Below are 10,428 nucleotides of genomic sequence, written 5' to 3' on the forward strand. Positions count from 1 at the left end.
CCAATGGCGCAGAATTCTGACAAAGAGAAAAGTGGTGCCCGAGGGGGGAGTCGAACCCCCACGCCTTGCGGCGGCGGATTTTGAATCCGCTGCGTCTACCATTCCGCCACTCGGGCGCACCAAGGTCCTCATAGCGCGTGATTTCCGGCTCGAAAAGCCCAAAGACGCTCCGCAATGAAGGTATCGCACGCGCGCATCTCTCCGCTTTCATATCCACGGGCGAACCAGCGCTGGCGTTGCTCGGATTTGCCGTGGGTAAGGGTAGGCAGCTGCAGCACGCGTCCCGCGAACTTTTGCAAGATATCATCACCGATCTGCTTGGCGGCATTCATCGCCTCAGCAATGTCTCCACGCACCAAAGATCCAAAGGTCTGCTGCTCCGACGCCCACGCCACTTCATAACAATCCCTTTCACACTCACGCTATTGCGCCTGAGTTCTGCACTCCAAACCCTTGACGACAACAGTCCAATCGTGGCCTAGACTTGCGCCTAAGAAAAGGCAGAGCAGATGATCCGAAGGCTATACGACTGGACGCTTTCCCTGTCCGCACATCCCCGCGCGCTTTGGGCGTTAGCGGCGGTGTCTTTCGTAGAAAGCTCTTTCTTTCCGATCCCACCGGACATCATAATGATCCCGATGATCCTGGCCCAACCGCGTAAAGCCTGGCTCATCGCATTGGTCGCGACGGTCGCGTCTGTCTTTGGCGGCCTTTTGGGCTATTTCATTGGTGCCGCACTTTTTGACACCATCGGTCAGGCGATCTTCGACTTTTACGGCAAGTCCGACGCGGTTGCCGCCTTCAACGAACGCTTCAACGCCTACGGCGCGTGGGCTGTGCTTGTCGCAGGCGTCACACCCTTTCCCTACAAGGTCATCACTATCATGTCGGGCTGGACGGGGCTTTCGATCCCGGTGTTTATCGTTGCTTCAATCGTCGCGCGTGGCCTTCGTTTCTTCATAGTGGCAGGCCTCTTGTGGAAATTTGGCGACCCGATCCGTCTCTTCATCGAAAAGTATCTCGGTCTTCTTTTCACCCTTTTCGTGATCCTGCTTGTCGGTGGGTTCTATGCCGTGAGGTTCCTATGACACGCCGCAATCTGATGCTTCTAGCCGCCGCGGGCTCGCTTGCCCTTCTGATCGGAGCCTACATCTTTCAGGCCCTCGGCTACGCGCCCTGCAAGCTTTGCCTCTGGCAGCGTTGGCCACATTGGATGGGCGTCGGGGTCGGCGTCGTGGCCCTGATCGTCGGCCCATATCTTCTTCTGGCACTACTCGGCGCGCTGACAGCACTCACAACCGCAGGCATCGGCGCGTATCATACCGGCGTCGAACGCGGTTGGTGGGAAGGCCCGACATCGTGCAGCGGCACCGGCCCAGGTCTGGGCGGCATGTCGGGCGCAGACCTACTGTCCCTCGATGCCCCGGTAGATATTGTCATGTGCGACGAGGTGGCATGGGCTTTTCTGGGTGTCAGTATGGCCAGTTGGAACGTCGTTGCCTCTCTCGTCATCGCCCTAATTTGGTTCAAGGCAATGACCAGGGACGATGACGCGGTGGCAGGCGCCTGAGGCATAGCCGGGCGGCACTCTTGGGCCCTAACGGTTCGCTTACGATGCGAACGTCTGCACCGACGCAATACCGACGTTACACAGAAGTTGTACCGACATCGGTCAAAGTCAGTGCAAAGAGAGTACACCAACCACCCCTTCCCACGCGCCAGACGTCGGCCCTGTGCCATCGGCTAAACGCACCAGATTCCACAGAGAATTCAATTTCTTCCGCCAAAAACCAATAAATTCATGTAGCTTAGCGTTATTCGGCGCAAAATCGTCTTTTTGCTGGTTAAGCAACTCAGGACGTTCTGAAAGCCCACAATTCAACAGAAATGCTCGACCGCAGTCAGACCCTAGATGTGGCGGCCAAGGCCCTGCTGAATGGGCCATTGCGCCTAGGTGTTGGGGTCTGTTAGAGTGAAATCAACCAAATCTAGCGGGCCAAACCCCGAAGCGAGAATAACTTGAGCGACACTCCGGAACCTCCTGAAAATACAGAAGAAAGCGGCGCTGAGAAGCCAGCACCAACAAGTCCAACGATCTCGATCGCGGATGAAATGCGCACGTCCTACCTGGACTACGCAATGTCGGTTATTGTTTCGCGCGCCATACCCGACCTCCGCGACGGCCTAAAGCCTGTGCACAGACGCATTCTTTACGCCATGCACGAGACCGGAAATACGCACGACAAATCATACCGTAAGTCTGCCCGCGCAGTCGGCGACACGATGGGTAAATATCACCCGCATGGTGACGGCGCGATCTACGACGCGCTTGTCCGCATGGCGCAGCCATTTTCGATGTCTCTGCCGCTACTGGACGGTCAGGGCAACTTCGGCTCGATGGACGGCGATAACGCGGCGGCGATGCGTTACACTGAAGTGCGCATGGACAAGCCTGCCAGCTTTCTTCTGGCCGATATCGAAAAAGATACCGTCAATTTCCAGGACAATTATGACGGAAAGGACAGAGAACCCTCTGTTCTTCCTGCACGTTATCCAAATATGTTGGTCAATGGTGCTGCTGGCATTGCGGTCGGCATGGCGACCAATATTCCTCCGCATAATCTCGGTGAAATAATCGACGGTACTTTGGCACTTATCGACGATCCGGACCTGTCATCCGAGAGGCTGATGGAATTCATCACAGCACCCGATTTCCCGACCGGAGGCCTGATCCTTGGCCGTGCGGGCGCGCGAAAAGCATATATGGAAGGTCGCGGCAGCGTCATCATTCGCGCCAAGACCAGGATCGAAGAAATCCGCAAAGACCGCTACGCAATCGTGCTCGACGAGATCCCGTATCAGGTCAATAAAGCCTCAATGATCGAGAAAATCGCCGATCTGGTCCGCGACAAAAAGCTCGAGGGGATTAGCGGTATTCAAGACGAAAGCGACCGCGTCGGTGTCCGCGTCGTGATCGAGTTAAAACGCGATGCAACGCCAGAAGTTGTGATAAATCAGCTGTTCCGGTTCAGCCAGATGCAAACGTCGTTTGGCTGCAATATGCTTGCGCTGAACGGCGGCCGTCCAGAAACGCTCATGCTGCGGGATTTCCTAACGTATTTCATCAGCTTCCGCGAAGAAGTCGTGGCTCGACGTACGGCGTTTGAGCTGCGCAAAGCGCGCGAACGCAGCCATGTTCTGTGTGGTCTCGCCGTGGCCGTCACCAACGTAGACGAAGTGGTCGCAACGATCCGCTCAAGCGCGGATGCGCCGGAAGCCCGTAAACGTCTGATGGAGCGCCGCTGGCCTGCCGAAGATATTGCCGCCTACATCCGTCTGATTGATGATCCGGGCCACACGATGAACGAAGACGGGACGTACTACCTGTCCGAGGCTCAAGCCCGCGCAATCCTTGAACTTCGCCTCCAGCGCCTGACACAAATCGGCGTTAAAGAAGTCACGGACGAGCTTGAGGAGTTGGCCGCCAAGATCAAGGACTACCTTGATATTCTCGGCTCGCGCGATCGCATTATGTCGATCATCTCGAACGAACTGCGCGAGGTAAAAGAGCAGTTTGCCGTTCCGCGTCGCACTGAGATCGTCGACTGGTCCGGAGACATGGAAGACGAAGACCTGATTGAGCGTGAGGACATGGTCGTTACGGTCACGCAGTCTGGCTACATCAAACGCACGCCCCTGATCGATTTTCGGGCGCAAAAACGCGGTGGTAAGGGTGTGTCCGGTGGAACGCTTAAAGACGATGACGTAGTGACGTCGCTTTTCGTCGCCAACACCCACACGCAATTGCTGTTCTTCACGACTGACGGGATGGCGTACAAGCTGAAGACGTGGCGTCTGCCGTTGGGCGGACGGACGTCCAAAGGCAAGGCAATCGTCAATATTTTACCCATCCCAACCGGTGTTTCGATCGCGGCTATGATGCCGGTGGACCGCGACGAAGACGATTGGGACCAGCTTCAGATTGTATTTGCCACTTCCACAGGTGACGTGCGCCGCAACGCACTGTCCGATTTCACCAACGTCAAATCAAACGGCAAAATTGCTATGAAACTGCCAGAGGACGTAAGCCTCGTAAATGCGCGCATCGCGTCTGAGGACGATGATGTGATGTTGATCACCGCCGAAGGCCGCGCGATCCGCTTCCCGACGACGGCCGTGCGGGTCTTTAAGGGCCGCGACAGTACCGGCGTGCGTGGCATAAGGCTTTCCAAGGACGATAGCGTGGTCTCCATGTCCGTCATTCGCCACTTCAAAGCGACCCCGGAAGAGCGCGCCGGATATCTGAAAATGCGCCGTGCTGCGGCAGGTCTTGTCGATGATGTGGACGGCAATGACGACGATGATGGAGCAGAAGGCGCAATCAGCGCTGAGCGTTACGCGGAAATGTCGGCTTCCGAGGACTTGATTTTAACCATCACGGCCAACGGCGCCGGAAAACTCAGCTCAAGCCACGACTACCCTGTTCGCGGTCGCGGTGGACAAGGTGTTCGAGCAATGGATGCCGCAATGCGCGGTGGCGCGCTTCTGGCGAGTTTCCCCGTCGAAATGCCGGATCAGATTATGCTCGCCACATCCAAAGGCCAGTCGATCCGGGTGCCGGTTGAGGGCATTTCGTTCCGCTCTCGTGGTGCCGGCGGCGTAAAAGTCTTTAACACTTCCAAGGGCGAAGTTGTGGTCTCAGTGGCATGGATTGCAGATCAGGACGACGAAGATGCCGGCGACGACGCTGAAGAAGGTATGGTCGAAGGCGCGGTTCAAGACACAGAAGGTTCCCCAGAATAGGCAACCTGTTCAATCGCTTACAGAGCCGCGTTTTACACGTGGCTCTGTAAGCTTTACTCGATAATGCCAATATTAATCTTCGTTAGCAACTTTGACCGTTAACCATTTATGAAGATTGAATTTTTAATGAATTCTTTGTTTTTTAATTTGATCCGTGGGTGGGTGCGGCGCTGAAATAAGCTCGTTTTGAGCGGGATCATGAATAAAATCATCACAACCATTTGTCTCGCTATGATATCGACGCCCGTCACGGCGCAAAGCAGCCTTGGTTTTTAGGGCATAGACCTTCGGTTCGGCATGATCCAGGACAAGGCTGGCACCGCACAATCGGACCTCTCGGCCCGACTTGATGTGGCAATGACGCAGGCTCATGGCTCTCAGGGGGATGTGTCCTTCGCGGATACGGATCAAGGATTAATTGGCAAGCTCGGCGCGCATCTTTATATTATACCCCATACTGGTCAGAAGTGCGGGGGCGGCGGGTCACTTTCCGACGTTGACGGACGCATCGTGACCTGGAGAACTCTGAGCATCGAAAGCGCATTGGCTTTATCAGACATGACAGCGTTTGAAGGTAGCGCCGGGCTCGGCGTCTCGGACCTGGACGGCCTTGACTAAATCTTTGGCGACGTCTCAATCACATACGCCGCATTCACTTAAATCGATATTGAAACGGCGCTTGCACTAAAGATTTTGACGAAGCAGGCTTTCGCGCGATTTCCTTTGATGCCTCGCTCACCGCAAGGTATCGCCTCGACGGCACGCCTTGGGGGCTTTGCGCAGGTCGCTCAAAGCGGGTTAAGTGGGCGTGACGGCGCACAGGGCGAAACACGCTTTGGACTGGGTCTCACGTTTTCGATTGGTCAATCCGGTGGCGTTGCCCTGAAACCCGTCCGTTTGGCAGTGTTGACCCCGCTGCGCCGTTGGTGCGCAGGGGCTTGTGGTAGGGGCCTCAAACTGTGTCTTCCGGGTAGCAATCAGGAAATCGCCACATTGTTGTCGTCGTTTCGTCTACTTTGACGACAAAACCTTTTGTGTCTCGGACAAATTTTATGCTCGAGGCGCTTGGAGACTGAGTATCGACTCTAAAAGGGTTTTCTGCCCAAAAACTTGAGAATTGGGGACTCGGAAAATGGGAAAAGCTGCCGCCCTTCACACGTCACAGATGTTTACTGGCCACTCAGCGATCCGATTGCTGATCGTGTCCTATTTCATGGCGCTTGCACTTGGGCTGATCAAAGGCACGGACCTTGCAGTTCTTGCAACACCTTTCATGCCCGAGACTTTGGCCAAAATCGTATCAGGACTTGGTGTAGTAAGTCTCTCGGCGATGATCCTGTTCGGATTTCATCGCCGTCTCGCCGCCCTTTTGCTGGCTATAATATTGTTCTGGTGCAGTTATCTTGCCTCAGTCAGCCCGGCGGGCTTGGAAGATATAGGCAGCTTCTGGCGTGATCTGGCCCTGATCGGGGCGCTGCTGTTGACCTATGCAGACGCTGAAGCAGACACCCTTGCGCCTGCCTACGGAACTCTGCCGGCCGGCGGCAAGATACAGGCCGATGATCCCTTCGAAGACACTGTCCTTCCCGGGTTGGCAAACCCTGACGCCCCCCCCGACGCGCACCCCAAAACTCTTTTTCGCGAAGATTTCGATATAGTTCGCGCGTCCTGATCCCTTTTCAAATGCATCTTCTGGGGCTACATCGCCTCCCATGACAAACACACTCCACATCATCGGCGGCGGACTGGCCGGAAGCGAAGCTGCCTGGCAGGCCGCCAATCAGGGTATCAATGTCGTCATCCACGAGATGCGCCCGAAAGTTGAGACCTTTGCACACAAGACCGGCCATCTGGCCGAAATGGTGTGCTCAAATTCGTTTCGATCTGATGACAGCGAACAAAACGCTGTCGGTCTTTTGCACTGGGAAATGCGCCAAGCGGGCGGTTTGATCATGGAAATGGGCGACATCCACCGCCTTCCGGCAGGTGGCGCTTTGGCGGTTGACCGCGACGCCTTCGCACAAGGCGTAACCGAGCGCTTGGTGGCGCACCCCAACATCACGGTGGACTACGGTGAGATTTGCGAACTGCCCAGCGACGGGCTTTGGATCATTGCCACCGGGCCTTTGACCAGCGGGACACTTGCGCAAGCCATCCGTGTCGAAACGGGCGAAAACGCCCTCGCATTTTTCGACGCAATCGCGCCCATCGTCTACGCCGAAAGCATCGACATGGATGTCGCTTGGCGCCAGTCGCGCTACGACAAAGGCGAAACGGAAGAAGAACGCACCGCCTATCTAAATTGCCCAATGACCAAGGACCAATACGAAGCTTTCATCGACGCCCTTTTGGCGGCCGATAAAGCCGAGTTCAAAGAAGGCGAAACGGCCGGGTATTTTGACGGCTGCCTGCCGATTGAGGTCATGGCTGAACGGGGGCGTGAAACCCTTCGCTTTGGCCCGATGAAGCCGGTCGGTCTGACCAATCCGCATGATCCCCAAACCAAGGCTTACGCCGTTGTCCAATTGCGACGCGACAATTCTCTGGGCACGCTTTACAATATCGTCGGCTTCCAAACGAAGATGAAATACGGCGCCCAAGCAGAGGTTTTCCGCACCATTCCAGCGTTACAAGACGCGTCCTTCGCGCGCCTCGGCGGCATTCACCGAAACACTTTCTTAAACAGTCCACGGTTCCTCGACGCCGAGATGCGCCTGAAATCGCGTCCTAATATCCGGTTTGCAGGACAGATAACCGGCGTTGAAGGCTACGTTGAAAGCGCCGCAATGGGCCTTTTGGCCGGGCGTATGGCCGCGGCGGAATTAAAGGGGCAATGCCTTCCGGCCGTGCCTGTGACAACGGCAACCGGCGCATTAGTCACCCACATCACCGGTGGTGCAGATGCCAAGACCTTTCAGCCGATGAACGTCAACTTTGGTCTGTTTCCGCCCGTGGATGCCAAAGGCGGACGCCGGGGACGGCGTGATCGCTACAAGGCCTACACTGACCGCGCCAAGGTTGACTGGCAGGCATGGCTTGGGGATGCAGACCGCCCCGAAATGGCAGCGGAATAGGAGTGCCGCTCTCTATCAAGATCCGCGCACTCATTTTTCCATCGCCTCAGACCCGCCCATACTTTAACATGTTGCAATGAGCGAAGAAGACATTACGAAAAGCCTATGGACGGCCCATACAGGCGACGAGATCAAACAGATCTATGCCAACTGGGCTGAGAGCTATGAAACCGATGTCGCGACATGGGGCTATGCCACGCCGACGCGTCTTGCGCTTGCTTTACGACAAAGTGGCGCAAACATCGAAAAGCCGATACTTGATTTTGGCTGCGGCACTGGTCTTGCTGGCATGGCGCTGAAAGCCGTTGGGTTTCAAGTGATTGATGGCACCGATATTTCCTCCGAGATGCTCCGACAAGCCGAGGAGAAGCCCGCCTATCGTCAGGTATGGAAGGGCTTGCCCGGCTCGATGGGACACATACGGCGCGGCGATTATCCTGCTATTGCGGCGACCGGGGTCGTCAGCCTTGGTGCTGCGCCCCCCGAAACGCTCGACATGCTGGTCGATGCAATCGGCCCGGGTGGATTGCTGGCCTTTAGCTTCAACGATGCAACGCTTGCGGATCGACAATACACAGATCGTCTGGATATTGCGGTTCTGGCTCCGGACATCGAATTGGTTTTTGAAGATCACGGGCCACACCTTCCCGCGAAGGATATGATGTCCACGATTTACGTGCTGCGCCGCACCTGAAGGATGGCGATTCGCACTCGATTTGCACCGTCGCCGACCGGACCACTGCACCTTGGCCACGCCTATTCCGCGTTCCTTGCGCACGACATGGCACGTGCAAACGACGGCACGTTCCTGGTTCGGATCGAAGATATTGACCAAAGCCGTGCGCGGCCCAAGTGGGAAGATCAGATTTACGACGACTTGTCGTGGCTTGGTCTTTCCTGGGACGAACCCGTCGTGCGGCAATCAACGCGATCCCCTGCCTATAAGGACGCCCTCATCAAGCTTTGGGCCGATGGTGTGCTTTTCCCGTGTGACTGCACACGGCGCGACATTTCCGAAGCGGTCTCGGCTCCGCAGGAAAACGAAACCGCAATTGGCCCGGATGGTCTGATCTATCCCGGAACATGTCGCCATCACGCGCCTTTGCATCCAAATCTTCCCATGCCAGACAACATGGCCCTACGCCTGTTCATGTCTCGCGCCATCACACGGCTTCGCGAAGACCTGCCCCTTGACTTCAACGAGCGCATTTTTGGTAATACATCGACGGTTCGTATCGACGAAAGTTACCTAGCGTCGACCATTGGCGATATCGTTTTGTCGCGCCGTGACATGGGGACCAGCTATCATTTGTCGGTCGTTCTGGACGACGCGGCACAAGGCATCACCGATGTCGTTCGCGGAGAAGACCTTTTTGAAGCCACAAAAATTCATGTGGTTCTTCAGAGGCTTCTTGGACTTGCAACACCAACTTACCACCATCACCGTTTGATCCGTGACGACGCAGGCAAGCGCCTTGCCAAACGTGATGATGCGCGCGCAATTCGCACCTACCGCGACGCCGGAGCAAGCCCTGCGGATATTAGACAAATGGTTGGGCTTTCGGCTTAGTCTGAAATTTCAGGGGCCATAAGCTCGACCTCGACACCGTCTTGCACAGATGTATAAAAACACGAGCGCCGATTGGTATGGCAGGCTGGGCCTTCTTGACGAACAATCATCAAAAGGCAATCACGGTCACAGTCCACACGGAAATCGATCAATGCCTGCGTATGGCCTGAAGACTCGCCCTTGATCCAAAATGCTTGTCGAGAACGAGACCAGTAAGTGACGCGCGCCGTCGCGAGCGTTTTTTCGACGGCCTCGGCATTCATCCAAGCCATCATCATCACTTCACCGCTTTCGGCTTGTGCGATCGCAGGGATTAAACCTTGATCATTGTAAACAAGACTTGATGGATCGAAAGACATGTACCAAACCTTTGCGCGAGGGCCGAAGACCTCCTATCTAGGGGGCTGAAGGCGCAAAGGAAAGTCATGGCCGAAACCGATCTTATCAAGCTTTATTCCGGGCGTATTCTGGAATTAGCAGCGGATATTCCGCTTACTGACAGCATCGATGCGCCACAGGCGTCGGTGAAAAAGCGTTCGCCCTTGTGCGGCTCAACGATAACCGTGGACGTGTCGATGGCTGATGGTCGGATTTCCGCGTTCGGGCAGGATGTGAAGGCCTGCGCATTGGGGCAAGCTTCGGCATCGGTGTTGGCGTCAAATGTCATAGGACGCTCAAAGGCCGAGATCATCGCGGCGCGCGACCAGTTGAAAGAAATGATGAAAAACGATGGCCCCGTCCCAAGCGCTCCCTTTGGTGAATACGAAGTCTTGATCCCTGCGAGGGATTTCAAAAACCGCCACGCCTCAATCATGCTTGCGCTTGATGCAACAGCGGAAGCGATCGAATTGATCGAGAAAGCAGACTGCACCTGACGCGCGCCCTTTAAAAGAACTCTCCCTACCATATTCTAAAAAAAACGCCGCACACCCAAAAGGGTGGCGGCGTCAGTGGCGTATCTGGTGGGATGACCAGTGAAAA

Annotated in this window: 11 protein-coding genes, 1 tRNA gene and 1 pseudogene; 10 read left to right on the forward strand and 3 right to left on the reverse strand. The window is 55.7% G+C overall.

Annotation, left to right across the window (positions count from 1 at the left end; all coding sequences use genetic code 11):
- Positions 1 to 32: 32 nt before the first annotated feature.
- Together AC221Y_RS04695 and AC221Y_RS04700 are read right to left on the reverse strand one after the other, a co-directional pair.
- A tRNA-Leu gene (locus AC221Y_RS04695) sits at positions 33 to 116 on the reverse strand.
- A gap of 12 nt (positions 117 to 128) precedes the next feature.
- Positions 129 to 407, reverse strand: a pseudogene (locus tag AC221Y_RS04700) (neutral zinc metallopeptidase); the annotation flags it as partial.
- Positions 408 to 509: 102 nt separating this feature from the next.
- Between AC221Y_RS04700 and AC221Y_RS04705 the strand changes: the two are divergent.
- The 9 genes from AC221Y_RS04705 to gluQRS all read left to right on the forward strand — a co-directional run bounded on the left by AC221Y_RS04705 (position 510) and on the right by gluQRS (position 9,447).
- On the forward strand, positions 510 to 1,088 hold the full coding sequence (locus AC221Y_RS04705; protein WP_299756971.1) for a YqaA family protein: 579 nt from the start codon (positions 510 to 512) through the stop codon (positions 1,086 to 1,088).
- Positions 1,085 to 1,570, forward strand: coding sequence for a disulfide bond formation protein B (locus tag AC221Y_RS04710; RefSeq protein ID WP_486706864.1), 486 nt, complete (start codon positions 1,085 to 1,087; stop codon positions 1,568 to 1,570). The genes AC221Y_RS04705 and AC221Y_RS04710 overlap by 4 nt, the downstream gene beginning before the upstream one ends.
- Positions 1,571 to 2,019: 449 nt before the next feature.
- Positions 2,020 to 4,803 carry a DNA gyrase subunit A gene (gene gyrA, locus AC221Y_RS04715; protein WP_486706865.1) on the forward strand — a complete coding sequence of 928 codons (2,784 nt, stop codon included), beginning with the start codon at positions 2,020 to 2,022 and terminating at the stop codon, positions 4,801 to 4,803.
- Between the two features lie 297 nt (positions 4,804 to 5,100).
- Complete coding sequence (locus tag AC221Y_RS04720) at positions 5,101 to 5,421, forward strand: hypothetical protein (RefSeq protein ID WP_299753762.1); 321 nt, start codon at positions 5,101 to 5,103, stop codon at positions 5,419 to 5,421.
- Positions 5,422 to 5,529: 108 nt separating this feature from the next.
- Entirely contained in the window at positions 5,530 to 5,823 is a 294-nt protein-coding gene (locus tag AC221Y_RS04725; RefSeq protein ID WP_299753761.1) for a hypothetical protein, read from the forward strand.
- Positions 5,824 to 5,935: 112 nt separating this feature from the next.
- On the forward strand, positions 5,936 to 6,475 hold the full coding sequence (locus AC221Y_RS04730; RefSeq protein WP_299753760.1) for a hypothetical protein: 540 nt from the start codon (positions 5,936 to 5,938) through the stop codon (positions 6,473 to 6,475).
- 40 nt (positions 6,476 to 6,515) lie between these two features.
- A complete protein-coding gene (trmFO, locus tag AC221Y_RS04735) occupies positions 6,516 to 7,877 on the forward strand; it encodes a methylenetetrahydrofolate--tRNA-(uracil(54)-C(5))-methyltransferase (FADH(2)-oxidizing) TrmFO (RefSeq protein ID WP_486706866.1) in 1,362 nt (453 codons plus the stop codon).
- Positions 7,878 to 7,953: 76 nt separating this feature from the next.
- Positions 7,954 to 8,571 carry a class I SAM-dependent DNA methyltransferase gene (locus AC221Y_RS04740; RefSeq protein WP_299753758.1) on the forward strand — a complete coding sequence of 206 codons (618 nt, stop codon included), beginning with the start codon at positions 7,954 to 7,956 and terminating at the stop codon, positions 8,569 to 8,571.
- Between the two features lie 3 nt (positions 8,572 to 8,574).
- Positions 8,575 to 9,447, forward strand: a complete 873-nt coding sequence (gene gluQRS / locus AC221Y_RS04745) for a tRNA glutamyl-Q(34) synthetase GluQRS (RefSeq protein ID WP_486706867.1) — start codon at positions 8,575 to 8,577, stop codon at positions 9,445 to 9,447.
- Here gluQRS and hisI read toward each other — a convergent pair.
- A complete protein-coding gene (hisI, locus tag AC221Y_RS04750; protein WP_299753756.1) occupies positions 9,444 to 9,806 on the reverse strand; it encodes a phosphoribosyl-AMP cyclohydrolase in 363 nt (120 codons plus the stop codon). The genes gluQRS and hisI overlap by 4 nt on opposite strands.
- A 66-nt stretch (positions 9,807 to 9,872) precedes the next feature.
- On the opposite strand from hisI, the gene AC221Y_RS04755 reads away from it, so the two are divergent.
- The gene (locus AC221Y_RS04755) at positions 9,873 to 10,322 is read left to right on the forward strand and encodes an iron-sulfur cluster assembly scaffold protein (RefSeq protein ID WP_299753755.1); all 450 of its coding nucleotides are present in this window, start codon (positions 9,873 to 9,875) and stop codon (positions 10,320 to 10,322) included.
- Positions 10,323 to 10,428: the final 106 nt, after the last annotated feature.

It is taken from the genome of Boseongicola sp. (assembly GCF_057460485.1).

Bases quoted from the DNA above. Each gene is read 5' to 3' on its own strand.
- AC221Y_RS04705 (WP_299756971.1), top strand. From the start codon at position 510: ATGATCCGAAGGCTATACGACTGGACGCTTTCCCTGTCCGCACATCCC.
- AC221Y_RS04710 (WP_486706864.1), top strand. From the start codon at position 1,085: ATGACACGCCGCAATCTGATGCTTCTAGCCGCCGCGGGCTCGCTTGCC.
- AC221Y_RS04720 (WP_299753762.1), top strand. From the start codon at position 5,101: ATGATCCAGGACAAGGCTGGCACCGCACAATCGGACCTCTCGGCCCGA.
- AC221Y_RS04725 (WP_299753761.1), top strand. From the start codon at position 5,530: ATGCCTCGCTCACCGCAAGGTATCGCCTCGACGGCACGCCTTGGGGGC.
- AC221Y_RS04730 (WP_299753760.1), top strand. From the start codon at position 5,936: ATGGGAAAAGCTGCCGCCCTTCACACGTCACAGATGTTTACTGGCCAC.
- trmFO (WP_486706866.1), top strand. From the start codon at position 6,516: ATGACAAACACACTCCACATCATCGGCGGCGGACTGGCCGGAAGCGAA.
- AC221Y_RS04740 (WP_299753758.1), top strand. From the start codon at position 7,954: ATGAGCGAAGAAGACATTACGAAAAGCCTATGGACGGCCCATACAGGC.
- gluQRS (WP_486706867.1), top strand. From the start codon at position 8,575: ATGGCGATTCGCACTCGATTTGCACCGTCGCCGACCGGACCACTGCAC.
- hisI (WP_299753756.1), bottom strand. From the start codon at position 9,806: ATGTCTTTCGATCCATCAAGTCTTGTTTACAATGATCAAGGTTTAATC.
- AC221Y_RS04755 (WP_299753755.1), top strand. From the start codon at position 9,873: ATGGCCGAAACCGATCTTATCAAGCTTTATTCCGGGCGTATTCTGGAA.